General features: G+C 69.0%; 27 protein-coding genes and 2 pseudogenes. 11 read left to right on the forward strand and 18 right to left on the reverse strand.

What is annotated here, in order from left to right; genetic code table 11:
- Positions 1 to 61: 61 nt before the first annotated feature.
- Positions 62 to 487, reverse strand: a complete 426-nt coding sequence (locus CLV30_RS15425) for a type II toxin-antitoxin system VapC family toxin (protein WP_106538116.1) — start codon at positions 485 to 487, stop codon at positions 62 to 64.
- Positions 484 to 738 carry a type II toxin-antitoxin system Phd/YefM family antitoxin gene (locus tag CLV30_RS15430; protein ID WP_106538219.1) on the reverse strand — a complete coding sequence of 85 codons (255 nt, stop codon included), beginning with the start codon at positions 736 to 738 and terminating at the stop codon, positions 484 to 486. Before CLV30_RS15430 ends, CLV30_RS15425 begins: the two co-directional genes overlap by 4 nt.
- A 411-nt stretch (positions 739 to 1149) precedes the next feature.
- Between CLV30_RS15430 and CLV30_RS15435 the strand changes: the two genes are divergently transcribed.
- Positions 1150 to 1812 (forward strand): class I SAM-dependent methyltransferase, encoded by a 663-nt coding sequence (locus CLV30_RS15435; RefSeq protein ID WP_106538220.1) that lies wholly within the window; start codon positions 1150 to 1152, stop codon positions 1810 to 1812.
- Positions 1813 to 1837: 25 nt separating this feature from the next.
- Here CLV30_RS15435 and CLV30_RS15440 read toward each other — a convergent pair whose 3' ends face one another.
- Positions 1838 to 2320: a carboxymuconolactone decarboxylase family protein gene (locus tag CLV30_RS15440; RefSeq protein WP_106538221.1), complete on the reverse strand. Its 483-nt coding sequence runs from the start codon at positions 2318 to 2320 to the stop codon at positions 1838 to 1840.
- Positions 2321 to 2561: 241 nt separating this feature from the next.
- On the opposite strand from CLV30_RS15440, the gene CLV30_RS15445 reads away from it, so the two are divergent.
- The 4 genes and pseudogenes from CLV30_RS15445 to CLV30_RS15460 all read left to right on the forward strand — a co-directional run bounded on the left by CLV30_RS15445 (position 2562) and on the right by CLV30_RS15460 (position 5115).
- The gene (locus tag CLV30_RS15445; RefSeq protein WP_106538117.1) at positions 2562 to 2900 is read left to right on the forward strand and encodes a YciI family protein; all 339 of its coding nucleotides are present in this window, start codon (positions 2562 to 2564) and stop codon (positions 2898 to 2900) included.
- 2 nt (positions 2901 to 2902) lie between these two features.
- Positions 2903 to 4060, forward strand: coding sequence for an RNA polymerase sigma factor (locus CLV30_RS15450; protein ID WP_106538118.1), 1158 nt, complete (start codon positions 2903 to 2905; stop codon positions 4058 to 4060).
- Between the two features lie 75 nt (positions 4061 to 4135).
- On the forward strand, positions 4136 to 4564 hold the full coding sequence (locus tag CLV30_RS15455) for an ester cyclase (RefSeq protein WP_106538119.1): 429 nt from the start codon (positions 4136 to 4138) through the stop codon (positions 4562 to 4564).
- Positions 4565 to 4642: 78 nt separating this feature from the next.
- Positions 4643 to 5115, forward strand: a pseudogene (locus tag CLV30_RS15460) (carboxymuconolactone decarboxylase family protein).
- Here the strand turns inward: CLV30_RS15460 and CLV30_RS15465 are convergent.
- The 8 genes from CLV30_RS15465 to CLV30_RS27895 form a co-directional block, all read right to left on the reverse strand.
- Positions 5103 to 6350, reverse strand: coding sequence for an RNA polymerase sigma factor (locus CLV30_RS15465; protein WP_106538121.1), 1248 nt, complete (start codon positions 6348 to 6350; stop codon positions 5103 to 5105). The pseudogene CLV30_RS15460 and the gene CLV30_RS15465 overlap by 13 nt on opposite strands.
- Before the next feature lie 3 nt (positions 6351 to 6353).
- Positions 6354 to 6707 (reverse strand): YciI family protein, encoded by a 354-nt coding sequence (locus CLV30_RS15470; protein ID WP_106538122.1) that lies wholly within the window; start codon positions 6705 to 6707, stop codon positions 6354 to 6356.
- Positions 6708 to 6741: 34 nt separating this feature from the next.
- Complete coding sequence (locus CLV30_RS15475) at positions 6742 to 7017, reverse strand: DUF1905 domain-containing protein (protein ID WP_106538123.1); 276 nt, start codon at positions 7015 to 7017, stop codon at positions 6742 to 6744.
- Positions 7018 to 7020: 3 nt separating this feature from the next.
- Positions 7021 to 7380, reverse strand: coding sequence for a VOC family protein (locus CLV30_RS15480; RefSeq protein WP_106538124.1), 360 nt, complete (start codon positions 7378 to 7380; stop codon positions 7021 to 7023).
- A 154-nt stretch (positions 7381 to 7534) separates the two neighbouring features.
- Positions 7535 to 7978, reverse strand: coding sequence for a type II toxin-antitoxin system VapC family toxin (locus tag CLV30_RS15485; protein WP_106538125.1), 444 nt, complete (start codon positions 7976 to 7978; stop codon positions 7535 to 7537).
- Positions 7975 to 8208: a FitA-like ribbon-helix-helix domain-containing protein gene (locus CLV30_RS15490; RefSeq protein ID WP_129711060.1), complete on the reverse strand. Its 234-nt coding sequence runs from the start codon at positions 8206 to 8208 to the stop codon at positions 7975 to 7977. Before CLV30_RS15490 ends, CLV30_RS15485 begins: the two co-directional genes overlap by 4 nt.
- Positions 8209 to 8264: 56 nt before the next feature.
- Entirely contained in the window at positions 8265 to 10658 is a 2394-nt protein-coding gene (locus CLV30_RS15495; protein WP_106538127.1) for an ATP-binding cassette domain-containing protein, read from the reverse strand.
- A 23-nt stretch (positions 10659 to 10681) separates the two neighbouring features.
- Complete coding sequence (locus CLV30_RS27895; protein ID WP_106538128.1) at positions 10682 to 11155, reverse strand: nitroreductase family deazaflavin-dependent oxidoreductase; 474 nt, start codon at positions 11153 to 11155, stop codon at positions 10682 to 10684.
- A 132-nt stretch (positions 11156 to 11287) separates the two neighbouring features.
- On the opposite strand from CLV30_RS27895, the pseudogene CLV30_RS27900 reads away from it, so the two are divergent.
- Positions 11288 to 11413 (forward strand): annotated as a pseudogene (locus CLV30_RS27900) (LysR family transcriptional regulator); the annotation flags it as partial.
- Positions 11414 to 11524: 111 nt separating this feature from the next.
- Complete coding sequence (locus CLV30_RS15505; protein WP_240723342.1) at positions 11525 to 12217, forward strand: LysR family transcriptional regulator substrate-binding protein; 693 nt, start codon at positions 11525 to 11527, stop codon at positions 12215 to 12217.
- 20 nt (positions 12218 to 12237) lie between these two features.
- Here CLV30_RS15505 and CLV30_RS15510 read toward each other — a convergent pair whose 3' ends face one another.
- The 4 genes from CLV30_RS15510 to CLV30_RS15525 all read right to left on the reverse strand — a co-directional run bounded on the left by CLV30_RS15510 (position 12238) and on the right by CLV30_RS15525 (position 14974).
- Entirely contained in the window at positions 12238 to 12648 is a 411-nt protein-coding gene (locus CLV30_RS15510; RefSeq protein ID WP_205740971.1) for a VOC family protein, read from the reverse strand.
- A 5-nt stretch (positions 12649 to 12653) separates the two neighbouring features.
- Positions 12654 to 13103, reverse strand: a complete 450-nt coding sequence (locus CLV30_RS15515) for a helix-turn-helix transcriptional regulator (protein WP_106538130.1) — start codon at positions 13101 to 13103, stop codon at positions 12654 to 12656.
- 102 nt (positions 13104 to 13205) lie between these two features.
- Entirely contained in the window at positions 13206 to 14045 is an 840-nt protein-coding gene (locus tag CLV30_RS15520; RefSeq protein WP_106538131.1) for an ABC-2 transporter permease, read from the reverse strand.
- Positions 14042 to 14974, reverse strand: coding sequence for an ABC transporter ATP-binding protein (locus CLV30_RS15525; protein ID WP_106538132.1), 933 nt, complete (start codon positions 14972 to 14974; stop codon positions 14042 to 14044). The genes CLV30_RS15520 and CLV30_RS15525 overlap by 4 nt, the downstream gene beginning before the upstream one ends.
- Before the next feature lie 160 nt (positions 14975 to 15134).
- Here CLV30_RS15525 and CLV30_RS15530 point away from each other — a divergent pair, with 160 nt between their 5' ends.
- Both CLV30_RS15530 and CLV30_RS15535 read left to right on the forward strand, forming a co-directional pair.
- Positions 15135 to 15926, forward strand: coding sequence for a helix-turn-helix domain-containing protein (locus tag CLV30_RS15530; protein WP_106538133.1), 792 nt, complete (start codon positions 15135 to 15137; stop codon positions 15924 to 15926).
- A gap of 80 nt (positions 15927 to 16006) precedes the next feature.
- Positions 16007 to 17956 (forward strand): aconitate hydratase, encoded by a 1950-nt coding sequence (locus CLV30_RS15535; RefSeq protein WP_106538134.1) that lies wholly within the window; start codon positions 16007 to 16009, stop codon positions 17954 to 17956.
- Between the two features lie 11 nt (positions 17957 to 17967).
- Here the strand turns inward: CLV30_RS15535 and CLV30_RS15540 are convergent, their stop codons facing one another.
- Genes CLV30_RS15540 through CLV30_RS27580 form a run of 3 tightly spaced genes read right to left on the reverse strand, consistent with a single transcriptional unit; the run spans position 17968 to position 20734 of the window.
- On the reverse strand, positions 17968 to 18816 hold the full coding sequence (locus CLV30_RS15540) for a DUF4097 family beta strand repeat-containing protein (protein ID WP_106538135.1): 849 nt from the start codon (positions 18814 to 18816) through the stop codon (positions 17968 to 17970).
- Positions 18813 to 19469: a response regulator transcription factor gene (locus tag CLV30_RS15545; protein WP_106538136.1), complete on the reverse strand. Its 657-nt coding sequence runs from the start codon at positions 19467 to 19469 to the stop codon at positions 18813 to 18815. The genes CLV30_RS15540 and CLV30_RS15545 overlap by 4 nt, the downstream gene beginning before the upstream one ends.
- Complete coding sequence (locus tag CLV30_RS27580; protein WP_205740973.1) at positions 19457 to 20734, reverse strand: sensor histidine kinase; 1278 nt, start codon at positions 20732 to 20734, stop codon at positions 19457 to 19459. The genes CLV30_RS15545 and CLV30_RS27580 overlap by 13 nt, the downstream gene beginning before the upstream one ends.
- A gap of 170 nt (positions 20735 to 20904) precedes the next feature.
- On the opposite strand from CLV30_RS27580, the gene CLV30_RS15555 reads away from it, so the two are divergent.
- The gene (locus CLV30_RS15555; RefSeq protein ID WP_165358691.1) at positions 20905 to 22545 is read left to right on the forward strand and encodes an alpha/beta hydrolase; all 1641 of its coding nucleotides are present in this window, start codon (positions 20905 to 20907) and stop codon (positions 22543 to 22545) included.
- Between the two features lie 15 nt (positions 22546 to 22560).
- Positions 22561 to 23406: an oxygenase MpaB family protein gene (locus CLV30_RS15560; protein ID WP_106538138.1), complete on the forward strand. Its 846-nt coding sequence runs from the start codon at positions 22561 to 22563 to the stop codon at positions 23404 to 23406.
- Positions 23407 to 23580 lie beyond the last annotated feature (174 nt).

Consider the following 23580-nt stretch of genomic DNA (forward strand, 5'->3'; position numbering starts at 1 on the left):
TGCCTGCCAATTGCGGCGAGACCGTGTCGTGTGAACCGGCTGCGTCGCCATTTCGAGGCGGTCACCCGTTCGTGTCTCGGACTGCGACGCCTTCTGCTTGCCACGCCGAAAGCAGTCGGACGTCGCCGGAGGCGGCGACGAGCTCAGCGTCGTTCGCCGCAACTGCTGCGGCGCAATGAGTCGCGTCGTACCCCCGTAGTCCATGCGCGACGGCTAGCCTGGCCGCCTCGGACATCAGCAGCTCGTCGAGCTCGATCACATTCACAACCGGCCAGAAATCGTCGAGGATGGATTGGCCGCCTCGCGCCTGTTCTTCGGTGACCCTGCCCAGCCGTTCAGCCATCGCTAAAGCGGCCACGGTCTCGATGTAGGCGAGCCGTGTGACCGTGACGCTGTCGGCCCCGTCCCAAAGTTCACCGCAGGCCTCCGACGTCGGCTCCTTGATCAGAAGCGGCACCAGCGCAGAGGTGTCAACGTAGAGGATCAACGACGCTGCTGGTCGACGAGGTCGCTGACAGCGCCAGCCGTCTCGATGGGTGCGGGCCGCTTTCCTTTCCGGCGGCTCGCCCGCTTGACCTTGCCCTCGTCAATCAGCTGCTCCAGCCTGGTGGGAACGCCCGCAGGAATGATCCGCGCCACGGGGCGCCCGTGATCGGTAACGGTGATGGTGTGTCCCTCGCGGACGCTGGCCAGGTGCCTGCTCAGGCCGTCGCGCAGCTCGCGAACCCCGACGTCCATGTCAGGCCTCCGTTCCCTTGTAGCCATAACTGACCCCTCTAATGTAGCCATTATGACAGTCGACCCGTCCCGGTTCAACACATCTCGTTACCAGTCCATGCAGCGGTACGCCGCTCCCCCGCTCAGATATGGCTGGCCCTGCCGCGCGCCGACGTCGCAAGCGCGACCGCCGTCGCCGTCGACCTCGCCGTGGTGCACATACCCGGACGGATCCGCTCGCCGCGCATCCCTGACGAACACCCGCTCGGCCGGCGCGAACGGTTCGGCGCCCGGGTGGACCGGCTGATCCGCCGGTCCACCCCGCGCGACGATTGACGCCCGCAGCTGACGTGGGCCGGACCCTTGACACCGTGCGGCTCGATCACGAAGCTGTCGCCGTTCACGGACGCGACGACGAACGGGTGGCTGCTGATGACTGAGCCGGACGACGACGTGCGTCGTGGCGCTGCTGTGTACAGCAAGCGCGTCCTCGGTTTCTACGACCTTCTCGTCGTACACCTGTCCAACACGTACGTGTGGCGTTGCCACCGGGACCGGATCGTCGAGCTCTACAACCAGAACGTCCGCACGCGACATCTCGATGTCGGCCCTGGGACCGGCTGGTATCTCGCCCGTGCGCGTATGCCGCCGGACGCGACCATCACGCTCATGGACCTCAACGCCAACAGCCTGGCCAGCGCGAGTGCACGTCTCGCCGATTCCGGACCAGACACTCTGGTTGCCGATGTGCTCGAACCCCTGCCGGACGACGTCGGTCCCTTCGACTCGATCGGGGCGAACTACGTGTTCCACTGTGTGCCGGGCGCCTGGGCCGACAAAGGGGCCGCCTTCGGCCATCTCGCCGCGCGCCTCGCCCCCGAGGGGGTGCTGTTCGGCGGCACCATTCTCGCGCGCGGCGTGCGGCACAACGCTGCTGGACGCAGGCTGATGTCCGTCTACAACAACAAAGGCATCTTCCACAACGGCGACGACGACGCCCACGGGCTCGAACGTGCTCTCCGGCCGCATTTCACCGACGTGACCGTCGACGTCGTCGGCACCGTCGCGCTGTTCCGTGCCTCGCGCCCGATCTAGTGGATGGCCGCGATCCGTCCGCTGATCAGTCGGCCGCGGCGAACGTGCCGGGCTCGTAGGAACCGCCCGGGTTGCGCACGATGACATTCATCCGAGTAGCGGCATTGATCATGGCGACCACGCAGACGAGCGCGCCGATCTGATCGTCGTCGTAGTGCTTGCGCACCTGGGCCCAGGTGTCGTCGGAAACGCCGTGGTTGGCATCGGCGAGCCGGGTGCCCTCCTCGGTCAGCGCCAACGCGGCCCGCTCTGCCTCGGTGAACACCGTGGACTCGCGCCAGGTGGCGACCAGATGGAGCCGGACGGCGGTTTCGCCGGCGGCCGTGGCTTCCTTGGTGTGCATGTCGACGCAGAAACCGCAGCCGTTGATCTGGCTGGCGCGAAGCATCACCAGTTCCGCCAAGTTCTTCGGCAGACTCGAGTTTTCCAGGACCTGCGAGGCGTTGGCGAACCGCTTGGAGAACTTCGCGGCGGTCGGACTGTCGAACAGGTTGAAACGAGGTTCCATGACTTCGTCCTCACTCGTGAAGTCGCGTGCCGCGCGGATCGTTCCACACGGCGTCGGTACGAACATGGAGATGCCACCGATCCGATCCATGTGACGGGGTGGTGATATGACGTGCGTCACCGGCCGTGGCTCCCCCATACCCCCGTCGCGATCGTCGTGAAATTCTGACTGCCAACGGTGTCCCATCCGCAGACGCTCGTTCGTCGTGCCGGTGAGAACCCATTGCCCTGGAGGTCACACGATGCAGTACGCCCTGATGATCTACGCCGATCCCGGCTCGCAGGAGGCGCTGTCGGATGCGGAACGTGCTGCGGTGTTCGAGGAGTATTCGGTGTTGGCCGACGATCCTCGCCGCGTCGGCGGCGCCCAGCTGCAGTCTGCCGAGACGGCGACGAACGTTCGGGTCGACGGCGGCCGGACGCTGATGACCGACGGCCCGTTCGCGGACACCAAGGAGGTGCTCGGCGGCTTCTTCCTGATCGAGGCGGCCGACCTGGACGAGGCGCTCGAGTTCGCCGCACGGATCCCGGCCGCCCGCCTCGGCGGCGCGGTGGAAGTCAGACCGGTCGTGCAGGGCTGAGCGTGCTCGACGACGTATTCCGCGACGAGTGGGGCCGGGTCCTCGCTTCGCTGGTCGGGTTCATCGGTGATTTCGACAAGGCCGAGGACGCCGTCCAAGAGGCGTTCGCGATCGCCGCGGAGCGCTGGCCGTCGGCGGGCATGCCCGACAACCCGGGTGCCTGGCTGGTGACGACGGCCCGCAACCGAGCGATCGACCGGATCCGCCGCGAGCGCACCCTGGCCGAAAAGATTCACCTGCTACCGCCACCCGAGGCCACCGTGGACGAGATCGACGACAGCGTGATCAAGGACGAACGGCTCGAACTGATCTTCACCTGCTGCCACCCTGCCCTGCCGCTCGAGGGACAGGTCGCGCTCACACTACGAGCCCTCGGCGGCCTGGAGACCGCCGAGATCGCCCGTGCCTTCCTGGTCTCCGAAGAGACCATGAAACGCCGCCTGTCCCGCGCCAAGACCAAGATCAAGGCGACCGGGATCCCGTTCTCGGTTCCCGACGCCCACCGGCTTCCGGAGCGCCTGGACGCGGTGCTGGCCGTCGTCTACCTGATCTACAACGAGGGCTACCGCGGCCGCGTCGACCTCGGCGCCGAAGCCATCCGTCTAGGACAGGTGCTCACCGCACTGATACCGGACGAACCGGAGGCGCAGGGGCTGCTCGCGCTGATGATGCTCCACCACGCCCGGCGACACGCCCGGTTCTCCGGTGAGGACCTCGTCCTGCTCGATGATCAGGACCGGTCGCTGTGGGACATGCGCCAGATCTCGGCAGGGCGGGCGGTGCTCGACAAGGCGATCGCACTGGGCGGCCGCGGCGCCTACGTCGTCCGGGCCGCGATTGCTTCGCTGCAGACGAGCGAGCACGTGGACTGGCCACAGGTCGCCACGCTGTATCGGCGGCTGGCCGAGCTGACCGGCTCACCAGTCGTGGAGCTCAACCGTGCCGTGGCGCTCGCCCAGGCCGGTGATCCGGCCACGGCACTGCTCGCCGTCGACCGCCTCGACCTCGACGGCTACCTGTACTTCCACTCGACCCGCGGCGAGCTGCTGCGTCGTCTCGGCCGCGACGACGAGGCCCGGGCCGCTTACCGGCGAGCGCTCGACCTGGCCACGTCGACCCCCGAGAAGCGGTTTCTGACTCGGCGACTCGAAAATCTCTGACCCGGACCTGTCCCCCGGCCGGGCTCTCCTTCGTCGTTCAGGTGTGAGCGACATTTCCGACCGAAGGGGCCCGACATGTCAACGGCCGAAGAAACAGCCAACAAAGCGACGTTCACTCGCGTCGTCGACGCCTGTAACAGCCACGACGAGGAGCTGTTCACGGCGACCATCGACGAGGCATTCCGCCCGGACCTGCTGTTCACTGCCCCGGCGCCGACCGAGGCGACCGGTGCGGAAGCCATCAAGGAAGTGTTCGCGCGGCTCTGGCTGGCCTTTCCGGACCTGCACATCAGTGTCGACGACATGATCGCGGAGGGCGACAAGGTCGTCAGCAAACACACGGTCACGGGGACCCACCAGGGCGAGTACATGGGTCTCGCACCGACCGGCGGGTCCGTCACGTACAGCGAGATGTTCATGCTCCGCTTCGCCGACCGTCGAATCGCCGAGACCTCCGGGGTCGTCGACGTCGCCGCGCAGATGAAACAACTCGGCCTGATCTAGGCCCGGCACACGACCGCATCCGAACACACCGGCAACACACGCCACCCGTACGTCCGAGAAACACCAGGGAGAAGATTCATGGACGCTCGTCTCGACCTCTTCGAGAACACGATCACCACGAAGAGCTTCAACACATCGTCTCCGCGAACCGGGTCGTCGCCGACACGGCCCTGCCTGCCACCACGGTGGAGCTCGTCAACCTCCGGGCCAGCCAGATCAACGGCTGCGCGGTCTGCACCGACATGCACACCAAGGACGCCATGCAGGCCGGTGAGACCTGGCTCCGACTGAACCTGGTCGCGGCCTGGCGGGAGGCGACGGTCTTCACCGAAGCCGAGCGGGCCGCACTGGCACTGGCCGAAGAGGGCACCCGCCTCGCTGACGCGGCCGGCGGCGTCAGCGACGAAGTCTGGGCGAACGCGGCCAAGCATTACGACGACGACGAGCTCGGCGCGCTCGTCGCACAGGTCGCGCTGATCAACGCCTGGAACCGGTTCAACGTCATCACTCGGCAGCCCGCCGGCGACTACCAGCCCGGTCAGTGGGGCTGACGACCCCCACGCGCCGCGGGAAGACTCGCCACCCGGGAACGCAGATGCTCGGCCTGGGCAACGTTCATGTCCAGGCCGAGCGCCTGCTCGTAGGCGGAGCGGGCTTCGTCGTCGTGGCCGAGGCGGCGCAAGAGCTCCGCCCGACTTGCGTGCCACCACGGGTACATCGTGAGGCCGTCCACCTCGTCGACCAGCGCAAGCCCGGCGGCTGATCCGTCGCGTTCGCCGACAGCCACGGCCCGGTTGAGCCTGATCACGGCCGTGTCGTGCACGGAGAGCAACACGTCGTACCAGGAGATCACCGCGTCCCAGTCGGTCTCGGCGTAGGCCGGGGCCAGCGCGTGACACGCCGCGATGGCCGCCTGCACCACGTAGGCGTCCGGCCGCTCCGGCGTGCGCCGCAGAGCCGCACCGACCAACTCGACACCTTCCTCGATCTTCACCCGGTCCCAACGGGACCGATCTTGATCCGGCAGCAGGACGAGCTGGTGGTCGTCGCCGGTGCGCGCCTCGCGCCGGGCGTCCTGCAGGAGCAGGAGCGCCAGCAGACCCAACGCGGTGGGCTCGTCGGGCATCAGCTCGACCAGCAGACGCGCCAGCCGGACCGCCTCGTCCGTCAACGCCACCCGGACCAGGTCGGCGCCAGCCCCGGCCGCGTACCCCTCGTTGAAGATCAAGTAGACGGTGGCGGCGACGCCGGCCAACCGGTCCGGCAGTTCCGCGGCCTCCGGCACGCGGTACGGGATGCGCGCCTGTGCGATCTTCTGTTTCGCTCGGGTCAGCCGCTTGGCCATGGTCGCCTCGGAAACCAGCAGCCCGCGGGCGACCTCCGCCGTCGTCAGCCCGGCAAGTGTCCGAAGCGCGAGGGCGACCTGCGCGTCGGCCGACAGCGCCGGGTGGCAGCAGGTGAACACCAGCCGCAGCGTGTCGTCCCGGACCGCGTCAGCGGGTTCGGCAGAAGGCTCGAAGAGCGTCATCGCTTCGGCCTCCTTCCCCGAGCGCCGGGACTCCCTGCGGATGAGGTCGATCGCGCGCCGCTTCGCGGTGACGGTGAGCCAGGCACGAGGACTTTCCGGGACGCCGTCGTGCGGCCACCGTTCCAAGGCCCGTACCACGGCGTCCTGGACCGCGTCCTGAGCGAGGTCCACATCTCCCGTGACGCGGATCAGCGTCGCCAGGACGCGTGCGCCTTCCTCGCGCACGACCTGCTCGGCCGCACCGTCGCCCGTCGCCATGGGTCAGACTCCGAGAGACGAATGCAGCTGGCGCACCTCCACCGTCCCGTACTGCACCGCGGGAATCTTCGCGGCGATCTCGACCGCTTCGTCCATGTCGGCGCACTCGATGAGGAAGAACCCGGTCAGCACCTCTTTTGTCTCCGCGAACGGGCCGTCACTGACGACAGGCTGCTCGCCGTCACCATCGGGAGCCCGCACGAGCTTCGCGCTCGCGGTGGGATAGAGCGCATGACCGCCACGCAGCACGTCGGCGTGCGCCTCCTCGAAGTCGACGTACTCCCGTAGTCCGTCCTCGTACTCCGGTTGGGACCAGTCGTGCTCTTCCGTGTGGGTCAGGGCGATGAACGTGGCCATGCGATCACTCCGCTGATGCGTAATCGGCGGCTCGTCAGCCGGCGCCTTCGATCCGCTCGAGTATGACGACGGTCACAGTATCGCCCGCGTCCTTGCCGATGGCTTTGCGGACCTCCGCCTTGACCGGCAGTTTGTGCCTGCCGTCGCCCAGAGCCATGAACGAGCCGCGGAACGGGTGGCCGTCAACCGTCCCGCGGACCTTCACCAGACCCCGGGTACCGAAGAACTCGACCGACTCCGGCCAGACGAGATACGTGTGCCCACCTTGGGCCGGGCTCTTCTGCAACGTCGCCGTGAACTGCTTGTTCATCGTCTATGCCTCCTCGACCACGAAGTGCGTCGTGCCGTCGGGATCCCGGAATGCGAACATCGGTGGCGCTGCGTCCATCCGCAACACCTGCGGGTCCGTGTCGGCACCGCTCTCGCGCAGGTGGGCGTGCGCGGCGTCCGCGTCGGGGGTGAAGAAGCGCAGGCCGGCCGGGATCTCGGCGGGAACCGGCGCGACCGTCGTGATGGCACCTGGCGGTGCGACCTCGATCCAGCGCAACGGCCCCAGCTCGACGTCCCGACGGACCTCGAACCCGAGCGTGCCGACGTAGAACTCCAGCGCCAGATCCTGGTCGGTGACGGCGATGCCGACCGTGCCTACCTTGGTGAGATGGGTCGTGGCCATGTCCGCTCCTCAGGTCGTGGGCAGGCACCTCACCTGTCCTCACCATAAGGACGAACGTCACCGTCCGAGCTGGACAACGTCACCGTCCGAGCTGGACAACGACAAGGCTGGTGAATGCCGACGTAGGCCGCGAGATCCTCGCCGGTGAGTGCTTTCAACCTTCGGACCATGGATCCATGACGGTCAGGCCCGGGTAGTGCACGAAGTCTTTGCTGTTCCTGGTCCACAACGCCGCGTCGCTGGTCACACAGATCGCGGCGATGAACGCGTCCGCAACACTCATCGCGACGCCGGCTCGCTTCAAGGCGGCAACAGACTGGCCATAATGCTCGGCTGCGGCAGCAGTGAACGTCAGCGTCCGCTGTGCATACACGTCACGGACCGCGGCGATGTTCTCCAATAGGCTCTGCCGGCGCCGGCCACGATCGAGTTGGTTCGCGCCGAGGAACAACTCGGCCAGGGTCACGGTCGTAATGAAGGTCCGCGACGAAGCCTCTCGCAGATGTGCGAGAACGTGCTCGTTCGGCGCCGGCCTGAGCGGCTCCGAGACCACGTTGGTATCAAGCACGATTGCGCCGGCATCGACGGGATCGTTCACTCGAACGTTGCCCCCTCATGATCGAACGAGTCGTCCGGCAGATTCGGTTCGACGCGCTGCTCCCGGACTGCCGCCAACAGCCGCCCCACCGGGTCGTCAGTTGAGCTCGCACTTGCCTCGGTGAGAATGAACCGAACCTCGGCCTCGAGCGACCGGTTGTGCCGCGCGGCGCGGAGATGCAGCCGGCGCTTCACGCTCTCATCCAGGTTGCGCACCAGCAGCTGGGCCATCACGACCACCTCCTGATAACAAAGATAGCAATGATACCGTTCGCACGGCACCTCGGTCAGGTGGCGACGTACTCGGCCAGGTGCTCGCCGGTGAGCGTCGAGCTGCCCCGCACGAGGTCGGCGGGCGTGCCCTCGAAGACGATCCGGCCGCCGTCGTGACCCGCGCCGGGCCCGAGGTCGATGATCCAGTCGGCGTGCGCCATGACCGCCTGGTGGTGCTCGATGACGATGACGGTCTTGCCCGAGTCGACGAGCCGGTCCAGCAGGCCGAGCAGCTGCTCGACGTCGGCGAGGTGCAGCCCGGTGGTCGGCTCGTCGAGGACGTAGACGCCGCCGTCGCCGCCCATGTTCGTGGCCAGCTTCAGCCGCTGCCGCTCGCCGCCGGACAGCGTCGTGAGCGGCTGGCCGAGGGTGAGGTAGCCGAGGCCGACGTCGGCGAGCCGGTCGAGGATCTTGTGCGCGGCCGGTGTGCGTGCGGAACCGGAGCCGAAGAACTCCTCCGCCTCGGCCACCGACATCCCGAGCACCTCGCTGATGTTCTTGCCGTTCTCGCCGTCGCCGAGCCGGTACTCGAGCACCTCGGCCTGGAACCGCTTGCCCTCGCACTCCTCACAGGTCGTGGCGACGGTTTCCATGACGCCCAGCTCGGTGTAGACGACGCCGGCGCCCTTGCACGTCGGGCAGGCGCCCTCGGAGTTGGCGCTGAACAGCGCCGGCTTCACGCCGTTGGCCTTCGCGAACGCCTTGCGGATCGGGTCGAGCAGCCCGGTGTAGGTCGCCGGGTTGGAACGGCGGGAGCCCTTGATGGCGGTCTGGTCGATCACCATGACGCCGTCGCGTCCGGCGAGGTTGCCGTGGATCAGCGAGCTCTTGCCGGAGCCGGCAACGCCGGTGACGACGGTGAGGACGCCCGTGGGCACATCCACGTCCACGCCCTGCAGATTGTTCTGCCGAGCGCCGCGGATCTCCAGCGCGCCGGTGGGCTTGCGCCACGACTCCTTGAGACTGGCCCGGTCGTCGAGGTGGTGGCCGGTGAGGGTGTCGCTGCCCCGCAGCCCGTCGACGGCACCTTCGAAGCAGACACTGCCGCCCGCGGAGCCCGCCCCCGGACCGAGGTCGACGACATGGTCGGCGATCGCGATCGTCTCCGGCTTGTGCTCCACGACGAGCACCGTGTTGCCTTTGTCCCGCAGCCGCAGCAGCAGGCTGTTCATCCGCTGGATGTCGTGCGGGTGCAGGCCGATGGTGGGTTCGTCGAAGACGTAGGTCACGTCCGTCAGCGCCGACCCGAGGTGCCGGATCATCTTGGTCCGCTGCGCCTCTCCCCCGGACAACGTGCCCGCCGGCCGGTCGAGGCTGAGATAGCCGAGTCCGATCTCCACGAACGAGTCGAGCGTCTCGCCAAGGGTCGTCAGCAGCGGAGCCACCGACGGCTCGTCGAGGCCGCGGATCCACTCGGCGAGGTCGCGGATCTCCATCGCGCAGGCGTCGGCGATGCTGACGCCGTTGATCTTCGACGCCCGGGCCGCCTCGCTGAGCCGGGTGCCGTCGCACTCGGGGCATGCGGTGAAGGTGACCGCCCGGTCGACGAACGCGCGGATGTGCGACTGCATCGCCTCGCGGTCCTTGGACAGCATCGACTTCTGGATCTTCGGGATCAGGCCTTCGTAGGTGAGGTTGACCCCCTCGACCTTGATCTTCTCCGGCTCGCCGTAAAGCAGCTTCTGCAGCTCCTTCTCGGCGAAGTTCCTGATCGGCGTGTCCATGGGCAGCCCGGCGCCGGCGAAGATGCGTCCGTACCAGCCGTCCATGCTGAAGCCGGGAACGGTGAGCGCGCCCTCGCTGAGCGACTTGCTGTCGTCGTAGAGCTGGGTCCTGTCGAAGTCGGTGACCCGGCCCGTCCCCTCGCACTTCGGGCACATGCCTCCGGTGATCGAGAACGAGCGACGCTCCTTGACCGTCTCTCCCCCACGCTCGAACGTGACCGCCCCCGCTCCGCTGATGGAGGCGACGTTGAACGAGAACGCCTGGGGCGAGCCGATGTGCGGCTGACCGAGACGGCTGAACAGGATGCGCAGCAGCGCGTTCGCGTCGGTGGCGGTGCCCACGGTCGAGCGCGGGTTGGCGCCCATACGCTCCTGGTCGACGATGATGGCGGTGGTCAGCCCGTCGAGCAGGTCGACGTCCGGCCGTGCCATGTTCGGCATGAAGCCCTGGATGAACGCGCTGTACGTCTCGTTGATCATGCGCTGCGACTCGGCGGCGACCGTGCTGAACACCAGCGAGCTCTTGCCCGAGCCGGAGACACCGGTGAACACCGTCAGCCGGCGCTTCGGTATCTCGACGTCGACGTCCTTGAGGTTGTTCTCTCGCGCGCCGTGCACGCGGATCATGTCGTGGCTGTCGGCAGCGTGCAGTGCAGGCGACACCGTGTCCGTGCTCGTGGTCATGCTCGTCGTTCCTCCATCTCGGCTCAGCGCGGGGTGAGGCGGACCACCGGGTACTGTCGCTCGGACTTGCTCTGGTACTTCGCGATGCGGGGCTGGGCGGTGGCGATGCGCTGCCAGGCGTGTTCACGCTCGGCGCCGTCGAGCTGCTGCGGTGTCACCGATGTGACGTCGCCGCCGGGCAACTCGATCGACACCTGGTCAGGATGCGCCATCAGATTAGCGTGCCAGGCCGGGTTCCGGCTGCCGCCGCCGGAGGCGACGACCAGCCGGGCGTCCGAACCCTCGTCGAACCACGCGAGCGGCGTCTCCCGCCCCTGCCCACTGCGGCGGCCCACCGTACGAAGGACGAGCACGTCCATGCCCATGAACTCGCCGCGGCCGCGCCGGACCTTGCGGATCATGCGGGCGTTCATCGTCCGCTGCATCCACCGCGAGAACGCCCCGGGCGTGCCGGGCCGGCGTGCGCCGCGCTCATCTGCCTGCTGGTTCGGTGTCATCGCTGTACGTCCTTTCTGGTCGTGGCCTTCCGTCCCACTGCTCTCAGCAAACTCGAGCGTCCGGTCGGGAACAATGGGCGGATCGGCAACGTCGGTTTCGCGTGGTGTTAACGCTTGGAGGGGCTGGTCGGTGTGGAACTCCGCGACATAGAGATCTTTCTGACGCTGGCCGAGGAGCTCCACTTCGGCCGTACCGCCGAGCGCCTGCATCTCTCGACGCCGAGAGTCAGCCAGGCGATCGCCAGACAAGAACGGCGTATCGGGGCTCCCCTGTTCGAGCGGACCAGCCGCAAGGTTGCTCTGACGCCTCTCGGCGAGCATCTCCGAGCGGACCTCGACGCCGGGTATCGCCGCATCGTGGAAGGTGTCGTGTCGGCGAAGGACATGGCACAGGGCGGGGACGGCACGTTGACGTTCGGGGTTCTGGGCCCGATGTGGCAGGAGCTCTCCCCGATCACCGCGTTGTTCCGGAGCCGCCACCCCGAGGTCGAGCTCCTGATGCGCGAGATACGGATCGACGAGCCGTTCGAGGCGCTGCGCAACCGTGACGTCGACGTCGCTCTCGTGTCGTTCCCGGTCGAGGAGTCCGACCTCGCCACCGGGCCGGTGACGTTCATCGAGCCGATCGTGCTCACGGCCGGTCGCGATCATCCGCTGGCCGCCCGGCCTTCGGTGTCGCTCGGCGAACTGAACGAGCACACGGTTCTGCCGTCGGGTCTGCCGGTACCCCAGTACTGGGAGTCCGCGCTCAGCCCGGTCCCGGCTTCGGACACCGGCCGGACGACCCGGATGCCGACCCGCGAGGAGGTCCTGTGGGCCGTGACGTCCGGGGACGGCGTCGCGTTCGCCTGCGCACAAGCGGTCAAGTACCTCGAGCGCGCCGACGTGGTCTACCTGCCGATCGACGAACGACCCACGCTGCGCTGGGGGCTGGTCCGGCGAGCGGGCCAACTCGACCGCCGGGTCGGCGAGTTCTCTCGCATCGCCGCCGAACTGGGCCCGCTCGAGCTGGACATCGCGCTCGAGCCCGCACAGCCCAGCCATCTGTACTCAACCCGCTAGGTCGTCCGAACTGCTCGTGCTCAGCCGACCTGGAATATCCGGATCATGTTCCCGGCCGGGTCGCGCAAGGCGCAGTCGCGGATCCCCCACGGCTGGTCTGTCGGCTCCTGGACCACCTCGACGTCGCCGGCCTGCAGCCGGGCAAAGGTGTCGTCGACGTCCTTGGTGGCCAGGTTGATGCCCGCGTAGGTGCCCTTGGCCATCATCTCTTCGATCGTGTGGCGTTCGTCGTCGGTGATGCCGGGGTCGGCGGCCGGCGGCGTCAGCACGATCGACGTGTCCGGTTGGTTGACGGGGCCGACCGTGATCCAGTGCATCCCGCCGTATTCCACGTGGTTGCGGACTTCGAAGCCGAGGGTGTCGCGGTAGAAGGCCAGCGAGGCCTCCGGGTCGGTGTGCGGGAGGTACGCGTGATGAATAGTGAGGTCCATGGCGATCAGGCTAGGCCCGGCTCCGGGACCCGCACTTCTCGATTCCTGATCGGTTTGGTCACCTGCTTCGCCACGCATGGCGGGATTCCGGCCATGGCCCGGTCCGTCTGGCGGCGATAGACGCTGGGCGGCACCCCGACCAGCTCGGTGAAGCGGGTGCTGAAGGTTCCGAGCGACGAGCAGCCGACCTCGAAACAGACCTCGGTGACGCTGAGGTCGCCACGGCGCAGCAACGCCATCGCTCGCTCGATGCGCCGCGTCATCAGATAGCTGTACGGCGACTCCCCGAAGGCGCGCCGGAACTCACGACTGAGGTGCCCGGCCGACACGTTCACGCCACGGGCGAGCGCCTCGACGTCCAGCGGTTGCGCGTACTCCCGGTCGATCCGGTCGCGCACGCGGCGCAGCAGCGCGAGGTCGCGCAGGCGCTGCGTCGCCGCGGGTTCGCTCGTCACATCCGTGATAGTGCCATGTCGCGCCGGCGTTTCCCAGCGCAACTGGCCTCCAGGAACGTCCCGTCGCGGCAGCGAGACCGCCACGCTGCTGGACGTCACCGACTACTTGATTTCTGCGCGGAGCGCCAACCGGAGTCCGACCGTCAGGGGGACGACCAGCCACACGAGTCCGGTGAGGCCGAGCTGGAACCACTGTTGCGCCGACAGCGCATCGTCTCCCGTGAAGCCGGCACCGAACAGCCGATTCACGTTGGTGTTGAAGTCGATCCAGTGGACGTGGTCGGCGTACCACTCCTGGACGCCTGCCACGGCGGTGGAGACGATCGGCACGACCAGGTAGTAGACGAAGAACGCCACTACCGCGGCGGGCGAGCTCCGGGTGAGCACCGCGAGCATGAACCCGATGCCCATGCCGATCACGTTGGCCATGGCGAACAGCACCAGACCCTGCCAGCCCACGTCCCAGGTGGCCCCGACACCCGCGAAGGCGGCGGCGCCGATGTTGCCGACAGCGCCGAGAACCGCCGCGACGGCGAGTGCGGACACTCCGATGATGGCGCACAGCCCCGCCTTGGCCGAGATCACCCGCGCACGGCTCGGCACCAGGGTGAACGTCGTGAGCGCGGTGCGTTGGCCCCACTCGCTGGTGACCGAGAGGATCGCGACCAACGGCAGAATCGTGTTCATCGGGAACCCGATCGCGCTGAGGAACGACTCGTAGGTGAGGTCACTCTCCGGGACGAGGATCAAGGTCCCGACGGTGGCGAGTGCCGCGACGATCAGGATGCTGGCCATCAGCCAGAGGCCTGAGCGGGTGTCGAACATCTTGCGTAGCTCGATCCAGAGGATCCGCGCGAACGGGATCGGAGAAATGGTCCCGGCAGGTCGACCGCGGTGCGGCGGCGTGTCGACGGATCCGGAAGCGATGGTCACGTCGCTCATGCCGCCGTCCCTTCGGTCTTCGTGTCGGTCTCGTCTCGGAGGCCGTCACGCTGTGAGTCGTCCGTGAGGGCGAGGAACATCTCCTCGAGCCCGGTGCTGTCCGCGGCGCGGAGTTCGGTGAGTGCCACACCGGTGGCCAGGGCGACCTGGCCGACGGTGCCGGCGTCGGCCTCGGTGTGCAGGGCGCCGGAAGATGCCTGCTTGCTCGCGTGGCCGGCCGCACGTAGCGCGGCCGCCAAGGCGGCCGGGTCGGCCGACCGGGCCAGGGTGCCGCCTTCGGTGAGCAGCTGCTCCTTGGTGCCCCGGGCGACGATCCGGCCGTTGCCGATGACCAGGATGTCGTCGGCGATGACCTCGATCTCGTGCAGCAGATGAGACGAGAGCAGTACCGTCCCACCGTCGTTCGCGAACCCGCGCAGCAGGTCACGCATCCACCGGATGCCTGCCGGGTCCAGGCCGTTGGCGGGCTCGTCGAGGATGAGGACGTCCGGGTCGCCGATGAGCGCCACGGCGATCCCGAGCCGCTGGCGCATGCCGAGCGAGTAGTTGCCGACCCGGCGGCGCGCCTCCTCGGGGGTCAGGCTGACCCGCTCGAGGGCGGCGTCGCCCCATGCCTTCGGGAGCCCCATCGTCCCGGCGGCAAGACTGAGGATCTCCCGCCCTGTGCGGCCGCCGTGTTGAGCGGAGGCATCCAGCAGCACGCCGACCTCGCGGCCGGGGTTGGGAAGTTCGCCGAACCGCCGACCCAGGATGTGCGCCGTCCCGGACGTCGGTTCCGAGAGCCCGACCATCATCCGCATACTGGTGGACTTGCCTGCCCCGTTGGGCCCGAGGAAACCCATCACCCGTCCTGGCTCGGCGGTGAAGGACACCTCGTCGACGGCCGTCAGTTGGCCGTACCTCTTGGTCAGGCCGTCAACCGTGATCACAAGCCTCTCCCGGCCGGTCGGCGGGTCGCGGTGAGGTTCATGAATGCCTCCAACAGTGCTGGTTGTCTCGTCCTGACCAACAACGTGCATCGGCCCGTCAGCATCAGCAATTACCTCCGAGGTCATTGCCCGGCGTGGCCTGGCACGGCAGCCTGTCCGCATGACGATCCCCGTCGGCGCCGAACCCGTAGGCACGTTGGTACGGCGGTGGCGTGAGCGCCGCCGCCGCAGTCAACTCGATGTCGCGCTCGCGGCGGAGATCTCCGCTCGTCATGTCAGCTTCATCGAGACCGGACGTGCGACGCCCAGCGGGCAGATGATCGAACGCCTCAGCGACGTGTTGGACGTCCCGCTCCGCGAGCGCAACACCCTCCACCTCGCCGCGGGCTTCGCCCCCGCTCACCGTGAGCGACCGTTCGAGGACCTCGGCGTGGTACGAGGGGCCGTGGACGCGGTGCTCACCGGGCAGGAACCGAACCCGGCGCTGGCCGTGAACGTGCGGTGGGAGCTGCTGACCGCGAACCGGACGATGACGGCGATGCTGGACGATGTCGCGGAGGAGCTTCGCACTCCACCGGTCAACGTGCTGAGAGCGACCCTGCACCCCAAAGGGCTGGCACCTCGGCTCCGCAACTACGAGCAGTGGCGATCGCATCAGCTGAGGCGGGTCCGGCGTCAGCTGGAACGGACCGCGGCGCCAGGGCTCGCCGACCTTCTCGAGGAGATCAGTGCGTACCCGACGCCGACGGACGGCCAGATCGAGTCGGCAGGTCCGGCCGATCAGGATGTCGTCGTTCCCATGGTCCTGGCTTCTCCCGCCGGCGACCTGAGTTTCTGCTACGCGCTCACCGTGTTCGGGGCACCGCGCGACGTGAGCCTCGACGAGGTCGCGATCGAGACGTTCTTCGCGGCCGACGCGGCCACGGCGGACTTCATCCACTCGCTGGGATGAGGAACACCTGTCATCGGCTGGAAAATGTGAGATCGGGCTGAGCGCGAATTCCACCGGACCGGAACGGGTAGCTTCGCGGTGTGGCCATGAACGTCGCGCAGAAGCTGATCACATCACACCTCGTGTCCGGAGAGCCCACGCCCGGCAGCGAGATCGGGCTGCGGGTCGACCACACGCTGACCCAGGACGCGACCGGCACGATGGTGATGCTCGAACTCGAGGCGATGGGCCTCGACCGTGCCCGCACTGAGCTGAGCACCCAGTACGTCGACCACAATCTGCTGCAGGCCGACGAGCGCAACGCCGAGGACCATGCGTTCTTGCACAGTGCGTGCCGCCGCTTCGGACTGTGGTATTCCAAGGCGGGCAACGGCGTGTCCCACCCCACGCACATGCAGCGTTTCGGCCGGCCCGGGCTGACCATGGCCGGGTCGGACTCGCACACCTGCGCCGCCGGGTGTCTGGGCATGCTCGCGGTCGGCGTCGGTGGTGTCGAGGTGGCGATGGCGATCGCAGGCGAGCCGCTGTACCTCACCATGCCGGAGATCTGGGGAGTCGAGCTCACCGGTGAGTTGCCGCCATGGGTGTCGGCGAAAGACGTGATCCTGGAGATGCTGCGCCGGCACGACGTCGAGGGCGGCGTGAACCGGATCATCGAGTACCACGGACCGGGCCTGGCCCACCTCTCGGCGATGGATCGGCACGTGATCGCGAACATGGGCGCCGAGCTCGGCGCCACCACCACGGTGTTCCCCGCCGACGACGCGGTCCGGACGTTCCTGCGCGCCGAGGAACGAGAGGACGACTTCACCGAGCTGCTGGCCGACGAGGACGCGACGTACGACGTCCATGACCATATCGACCTGGCGGCGCTCGTACCGCTGGTCGCGAAGCCCACGTCCCCGGGCAACGTCGTCCCGGTCTCGGAGGTCGCCGGCACCGAGATCGGCCAGGCGGTGATCGGATCCAGCGCCAACCCGGGCCTGCGCGACTTCGCGATCGCCGCGGCCATGGTGCGGGGCCGGCAGAGCAGCGACGCGGTGAGCTTCGACGTCAATCCGTCCTCGCGGCAGATCTTCGAGGACCTGACGAAGACGGGCGCGACGTTCGACCTGCTCGGCGCCGGCGCGCGGCTGCACCAAACCGGCTGCCTGGGCTGCATCGGCATGGGACAGGCGCCGGCACAAGGCACCAACAGCCTTCGGACGTTCCCACGGAACTTCCCGGGCCGCAGCGGCACCCCGGACGACTCCGTGTTCCTCTGCTCTCCCGAGACCGCCGCCGCGAGCGCACTGACCGGGACGATCACCGACCCGAGGACGTGGGCCGAGAAGTACGGCATCGACTACCCGGCGCTCGACCTGCCGACTCTGCACAGCGTCAACACCTCGATGCTGGTCGCGCCCCTGCCGCCTGCGGAGGCGGCGAAGGTCGAGCTGGTCAAGACGCCGAACATCTCCTCGCTCCCCGACTTCGAGGGCCTTCCTGACGAGGTGGAGCTGCCGCTCGCGCTCAAGGTCGGCGACAACCTGTCCACCGACGAGATCTCCCCCGCCGGCGCGGCCGCACTGCCGTTCCGCTCCAACATCCCCGAACTGGCGAAGTTCACCTTCCGCCCGGCGGATCCGTCGTACGCCGAGCGAGCGGCGTCCCTCGGTGACCACGCCGTCGTCGGCGGGGAGAACTACGGCCAGGGCTCGTCGCGTGAGCACGCCGCGATCACCCCCCGCTACCTCGGGTTGCGGATGGTGGTGGCGAAGTCGTACGCGCGCATCCACTGGCAGAACCTCGCCAACTTCGGCGTGCTCGCGCTCGAGTTCGCCGACCCCGGTGACTACGACGCACTCGGCCGCGGCGACACCCTCGCACTGGACGGCCTGCACGAGAAGTTGCGGACCGGACGCGACCTCCACGCGCGTGTCGGTGACCGGACCATCAGGCTGCGGCACCGGCTGTCCCCCCGTCAGGTCGACATGGTGCTGACCGGCGGCGTGATCCCCGTACTGCGCCGAGAAATCCAGGGGAGTTAGAGACCCCGAGGCTAGCGGTCCCCGCGGTCCGCGTACCTGACGTGGATGTCGCCGGTGCTCGTGGTGACGTCGATGGTGCGCTCCGGAGCGGCGTCCGGGTCCTGCGCCACGTCCACCTGCTGCTCCCCCGTGTTCGTCCGCGCGTCCACCCGGTACGGGCCACCACTGCGGGGCACCTCGATGGTCACGTCTCCGGTCCTCGCCGCGGCGGTGAGCCGTTCGGGCGGTTCGGCGAAGCGCAGCGTCACATCACCGGTGCTGACCTCCGCGTCGACCCTGTCCGAGCGCAGGCCCGAGCCGGTGATGTCGCCCGTGGTCGCCCGTGCGGTCAGCGGCCCGGAGACGTCCTCGACGGTGATGCTGCCCGTGGTCGCGCTCAGCCCCAGCTGACCGCCGAGCTGGCCCACCTCGATCGATCCGGTGGTCGAGCCGACGTCGGCTCCGGCGTCGCGCGGCACCTGCGCCGCGTACTCGACCGAACAGACCTGCCCGATCCAGGACAGGAGCGAGTCCGGGCATCGGCCGTCGACGCGGAGCGTGTCGCCGCTCCACGTCTCGTCGACGCTCGGTTCGCCGCCGGACCAGCGTCGTGCGTGCTGCGTCTCGACCCGCCCGGCGTCGCCGCCGGCGATGGTGACCTTCCCGCGGTCCACGTCCACCTGCACGTGCGCGGCCGAGCGCGGATACGTCTGCGACGCGTACCGGGTCTCCGTCGACGTCCGCTGCAACGCGGCGACGATTCCGGTAACCCCGATGACCAGCGCCGCCGCAGCGAGAACGGCGCCCGTCACCAGCCACACCCGGCGTACCGTGCCACGCGCCGCGTTCGGGGTCTTCGGTCCTGGTGCGGACTCGGTCATCTGGTGTCCTCCCGGACTTGTAGGAACTGCAGCACGGCGAGCACCCGGCGGTTGTCACTGTCGGTCGGGGTGATGTCGAGCTTGGTGAAGATGCTGTTGATGTGCTTGGCGACCGCGCTCTCGCTGAGCACCAGAGCCTGCGCGATGCCGGCGTTGGAGCGGCCCTCGGCCATCAGGGCCAGCACCTCCCGCTCGCGCGCGGTGAGCCGGTCCAGCGAGTCGCTCCGCCGGCGCACGAGCAGCTGCGACACGACCTCCGAGTCCAGCGCCGTGCCGCCGGCCGCGACCCGGTGGACGGCGTCCAGGAACTCGGGCACGTCGGCGACACGGTCCTTCAGCAGGTATCCGACGCCGCTGGTCTCACCGGTCAGCAGATCGACGGCGTATCGCTCCTCGACGTACTGCGACAGCATCAGGATCGCGGTGTCCGGGAACTGCCGGCGCAGGACCAGTGCGGCGCGCAGCCCTTCGTCGGTGTGGTCGGGCGGCATGCGCACGTCGATCACCGCCAGGTCGGGACGGTGTTGCTCGGCGCAGCGGAGCAACGCGTCGCCGTCGCCGACGGTGCCGACGACGTCGATGCCGGCCGTCTGCAGAAGCCGAGCCAGCCCCTCGCGAAGCAGTACGGAATCCTCGGCGATCACAACTCGCATGGCATCTCCGCCGTCACCGTGGTGGGCCCGCCGGCCGGGCTGTCGACATGCAACGTCCCGTCCACCGAGCGCACTCGCCCGTCCAGGCCGTGCAGACCGGTTCCCCGGCCCGCGTCCGCGCCGCCTCGTCCGTCGTCGGTCACACGCACTCGCAGACGATCCCGGTGCCGTTCGATCGTCACCTCGATTCCCGTGGCGCCCGCATGTGCGACGGCGTTCGTCAGCGCCTCGGACACGACGAAGTACGCGACAGCCTCGACCTCGGGTGCCGCACGTTCGGAAACCTTCACGTCCAGCCGCACCGGAACCGGCGACCGGGCCGCGATGCCCGACAGCGCCGCGTCGAGGCCGCGGTCGTCGAGCACCGCCGGGTGCATGCCACGTACCAGGTCGCGGAGTTCGACCAGCGCCTGTTTCGCTTCGTCGTGCGCCTGCGCGATCGCCTCTCGTGCCGGCTCCGGCGCGTCGGTAAGGTTCGTGCGCGCGACGCCGAGGTTCACCGCCAGCGACGTCAGCCGCTGCTGCGCCCCGTCGTGCAGGTCGCGTTCGATCCGGCGGCGTTCCGCGTCGGCGGCGTCGACCGTGCTGTCCCGGCTGGCGGCCAGCGAGGCGACCCGCCGGGTCAGCTCCTCGGCCGGGTCGGCCCCCAGCAACGCTCGACCGACCGTCGCGTCCACCGCGGCCAGGGCACGCGCCACCCACGGCGCGACGACCAGCAGCACCACCCCGGCCGCCGTCAGGCCCGCGGACGCATCGACACCGATCCCGGCGACGGAGGCCGCGTAGCCGATGGCCGGCGCGAGTGCCAGCCCGGCCGACCAGACGCCGATCACGACCACGGCGGCGACGAGCCCGAACACACCCGCGAACAGGTGGTAGCCGAGCTGACGCCAGGTGCTTCGATCCCGCAGCTCGTGCAGGATCCGGCGTCCGAACCGCTCCCGGGGTGCCGCCGCCGGTTCACGCGGTATCGACACGTCCAGGAACGCCTCGAACCGGGACCGCTGGATCGCCGTGAACACCCGGCCGAGGACCAGCAGCGACAGCAGCGCGATCGCCGCCCCGATCAGCGTCGGCAGCAGGACCACGGTCAGCACCAGCAACGTCAGCACGACGACGAAGCTCACCAGCCCGACGACGGCGCCGGTGACGACGTGGCTGGTGGCGCGCCAGGTCTGCGGTGACCAGAGCGCACGCACGACCGTGCCGGGCAGGCTTCGCCGCTCGTCGGCGGTGGTCGCGGTGGAGGTCACTGGGGATGCCACCGGTTCAGGTTATAGACGGCCGAGCGCGCACGGCGATGGCGCAGCCACCAGGAACGAGGGTGCAAGAAGGTGCACCCCGGGTCGGGTCCTGCGGTTACCGACACGGCGCCGGTGGCGACGGCAGGCTGCGGTCACAGACCGAACGATCCCACCACCACGAAGGGACGACCATGCCTGTGCACCGCGCAGCGCTGGTGGCGGCGGTGACCGCCGGCACGATCCTCGCCACCACCACCGCATACGCAGCCTCGGACGGTCCGCGGGACGATGCCGCCCCGGAGCGGGCACGCACGCCGGACCAGGTCGAGGCCCCGCTCCCCGAGCTCACCTGGGAACCGTGCGACGACGACCTGCAGTGCACGAAGGCGCAGGTGCCGCTCGACTACGACGACCCGTCCGGCCGGACGACCGAGCTCGCCCTCGCCCGGCGCCCGGCCGACGAGCCGGACGCGCGTATCGGCACCCTGTTCGTCAATCCCGGCGGGCCCGGCGAGCCGGCCCTCGAGTACATGTCCTGGTACGCCGAGAACCTCCCGCCGGCCGTGCTCGAGCGGTTCGACGTGGTCGGGATCGATCCGCGCGGGATCGGCGCCAGCGCCCCGCTGCAGTGTCGTCCCGGCGACGGCGACGGCGACGTGCCCGAGCCGCCGTCGGTGCAGTTCCCCGTCACCAAACGTGAGGCGCACGAGAAGCTGCGGTACGACCGTCGAGTTCGCCGTGCCTGCGCCACCGGGGCGAACCCGATCATCGACCACATGACGACGGCCGACACCGCGCGCGACATGGACCTCGTCCGGCAGGCCGTCGGAGACGAGCAGCTGACGTACTACGGCATCTCGTACGGCAGTTACCTCGGCGCGACGTATGCGGCGATGTTCCCGGAGCGGATCCGCGCCATGGTCGTCGACGGGGTGATGGACCCGATCGGCTACGCGACCGGGCACGACGACGCGGACGCGGACCTCCCGGTCACCGCCCGCTGGGGCAGCGCGGCCGGCGCGTGGAAGACGCTGACGCGCGCGTTCGCCGAGTGTGACCGGGTCGGACCGGAGCGTTGCGCGACCGCCGGCGAATCGACGGCGACATGGATGCGCATCGTCGAGCGGCTGAAGCAGGGGCCGGTCCGCCTGGACGGCGAGCGGCTGACCTACCAGGACGTCGTCACGCACGCCGACGCCGCGCTGCGTGACGTCACGGCGCTGCGGCCGTTCATGTCGTTCCTCGACGCGACGGACGACGCGCTGTCCGGGACCGCGGACGAGGAGGCACGATCCGATGCCGCCGCCGCGTACACCCGGCTGCGACAGCACCTGTCGAGCTCCGAACCGGCCGCCACATCGAGCGACGGCGCCCTGACGCCGCGGACCGAGGCGGTCATCTGCGCCGACAGTGCCAACCCCGAAAGCCCGCGGAGCTGGATCGACGCCGGTGCGCGCGCTGACCGAGCGGCGCCGTGGTTCGGCCGGTTCTGGACGTGGCGGTCGTCGTCGTGCGCACAGTGGCCGGGCTCGTCTGCCGACGCGTACCGAGGCCCGTTCGAGACCGACACGTCCGCCCCCGTGCTCCTGGTGGCCACCCTCCATGATCCGGCGACGCCGATCAGCGGTGCCCGGACCCTCAACACGTTGCTGGACGGCTCCCGGATGCTGACCGTGGACGGCTGGGGGCACGGCGCATTGGGCGAGAGTGCCTGCCTGGCTTCCCACGCCAGGGACTACCTGGTGTCGGGTGTGCTGCCGCCGGCCGGCACGGTCTGCGAACAGGACGACAAGCCGTTCCCGCTCACGGAAGGTGAGCGAAGTAGCCGATAGTGGGATCATCGGTGTATGCAGGGCACCGAGAGTGATCTCGGGCTGTTCGGTCCGGACAGTGTCAGCTGGCGGGTGCACCGCGAGCCGGTTCTGTGGCTGGCCGGGATCAGGGCGCTGTACCTGCAGGCGCTGCATCCTCGCGCGGTCGCCGGCGTCGTGCAGAACTCCGACTTCCGGCGCGACTGCTGGGCCCGGCTGATGCGCACGGCCGAGTACGTCGGCACGGTCGTCTACGGCACCACCGATGATGCCGAGGCGGCCGGCCGGCGCGTGCGCGCCGTGCACGACCGGTTGCGCGGCGTCGACCCGTTCACCGGCGAACGGTTCCGCGTGGACGACCCGGAACTGCTCCGCTGGGTGCACGTCACCGAGGTGGAGTCGTTCGTCACCACGGCCCGGCGCGCCGGGCTGGCGCTCACCGACGACGAGACGGACGCCTACTACACCGAGCAGGTCCGGGCCGCGGCGCTGGTCGGCCTCGACCCGTCGACGGTGCCGGCCGCCACGTCCGAGGTGCACGACTATTACGAGCGGATGCGTCCCGAGCTCACGCTGACCGCGGAGGGCCGCGACGTCGCCCGATTCCTCGCCGCTCCCCCGATGCCGCGCGCCCTGGCGTGGACCGTCGGCCGCCCGGCCTGGCTCAGCGTCTCCGGCGTCGCGTTCGCCCTGCTCCCCCGCTGGGCGCGGCGGCTATACCGGATGCCGGGACTGCCGACCACGGACGTCGCGGCCAGTCTCGCCTCGCACGCACTACGTGACGTGGTGCGGGTGCTACCGGTGCGCGACGGCCCGATCTACCACGACGCCATGCGCCGTGCCGAGGCCGTCCGGTCAGGTCAGAAAGCCGCCGACCGTTGACACGAAGCCGTCCTGACGCGGCACGCTCGTCCGTTGCCCGCGTCCGCAGCAGACGGTCGTCGTTCGTTTTGGGTGACACAACGGTCACGAGTTGCCTCCTGTGTCAACCTCGCGGGAGGAATGCATAGGCCCGCCCGGCCTGCCTGGTCCCCGAAGTCGTCCAGAGGGGCGGCC

The sequence above is a fragment of the Haloactinopolyspora alba genome (assembly GCF_003014555.1).
GTDB lineage: Bacteria > Actinomycetota > Actinomycetes > Jiangellales > Jiangellaceae > Haloactinopolyspora > Haloactinopolyspora alba.

What these genes read in the sequence shown, in the direction of transcription:
- CLV30_RS15430 (WP_106538219.1), bottom strand. Translation starts at nt 738, where the DNA reads ATGGACGTCGGGGTTCGCGAGCTGCGCGACGGCCTGAGCAGGCACCTG.
- CLV30_RS15435 (WP_106538220.1), top strand. Translation starts at nt 1,150, where the DNA reads ATGACTGAGCCGGACGACGACGTGCGTCGTGGCGCTGCTGTGTACAGC.
- CLV30_RS15440 (WP_106538221.1), bottom strand. Translation starts at nt 2,320, where the DNA reads ATGGAACCTCGTTTCAACCTGTTCGACAGTCCGACCGCCGCGAAGTTC.
- CLV30_RS15445 (WP_106538117.1), top strand. Translation starts at nt 2,562, where the DNA reads ATGCAGTACGCCCTGATGATCTACGCCGATCCCGGCTCGCAGGAGGCG.
- CLV30_RS15455 (WP_106538119.1), top strand. Translation starts at nt 4,136, where the DNA reads ATGTCAACGGCCGAAGAAACAGCCAACAAAGCGACGTTCACTCGCGTC.
- CLV30_RS15465 (WP_106538121.1), bottom strand. Translation starts at nt 6,350, where the DNA reads ATGGCGACGGGCGACGGTGCGGCCGAGCAGGTCGTGCGCGAGGAAGGC.
- CLV30_RS15470 (WP_106538122.1), bottom strand. Translation starts at nt 6,707, where the DNA reads ATGGCCACGTTCATCGCCCTGACCCACACGGAAGAGCACGACTGGTCC.
- CLV30_RS15475 (WP_106538123.1), bottom strand. Translation starts at nt 7,017, where the DNA reads ATGAACAAGCAGTTCACGGCGACGTTGCAGAAGAGCCCGGCCCAAGGT.
- CLV30_RS15480 (WP_106538124.1), bottom strand. Translation starts at nt 7,380, where the DNA reads ATGGCCACGACCCATCTCACCAAGGTAGGCACGGTCGGCATCGCCGTC.
- CLV30_RS15490 (WP_129711060.1), bottom strand. Translation starts at nt 8,208, where the DNA reads ATGGCCCAGCTGCTGGTGCGCAACCTGGATGAGAGCGTGAAGCGCCGG.
- CLV30_RS15495 (WP_106538127.1), bottom strand. Translation starts at nt 10,658, where the DNA reads ATGACCACGAGCACGGACACGGTGTCGCCTGCACTGCACGCTGCCGAC.
- CLV30_RS27895 (WP_106538128.1), bottom strand. Translation starts at nt 11,155, where the DNA reads ATGACACCGAACCAGCAGGCAGATGAGCGCGGCGCACGCCGGCCCGGC.
- CLV30_RS15510 (WP_205740971.1), bottom strand. Translation starts at nt 12,648, where the DNA reads ATGGACCTCACTATTCATCACGCGTACCTCCCGCACACCGACCCGGAG.
- CLV30_RS15520 (WP_106538131.1), bottom strand. Translation starts at nt 14,045, where the DNA reads ATGAGCGACGTGACCATCGCTTCCGGATCCGTCGACACGCCGCCGCAC.
- CLV30_RS15530 (WP_106538133.1), top strand. Translation starts at nt 15,135, where the DNA reads ATGACGATCCCCGTCGGCGCCGAACCCGTAGGCACGTTGGTACGGCGG.
- CLV30_RS15540 (WP_106538135.1), bottom strand. Translation starts at nt 18,816, where the DNA reads ATGACCGAGTCCGCACCAGGACCGAAGACCCCGAACGCGGCGCGTGGC.
- CLV30_RS15545 (WP_106538136.1), bottom strand. Translation starts at nt 19,469, where the DNA reads ATGCGAGTTGTGATCGCCGAGGATTCCGTACTGCTTCGCGAGGGGCTG.
- CLV30_RS15555 (WP_165358691.1), top strand. Translation starts at nt 20,905, where the DNA reads ATGCCTGTGCACCGCGCAGCGCTGGTGGCGGCGGTGACCGCCGGCACG.
- CLV30_RS15560 (WP_106538138.1), top strand. Translation starts at nt 22,561, where the DNA reads ATGCAGGGCACCGAGAGTGATCTCGGGCTGTTCGGTCCGGACAGTGTC.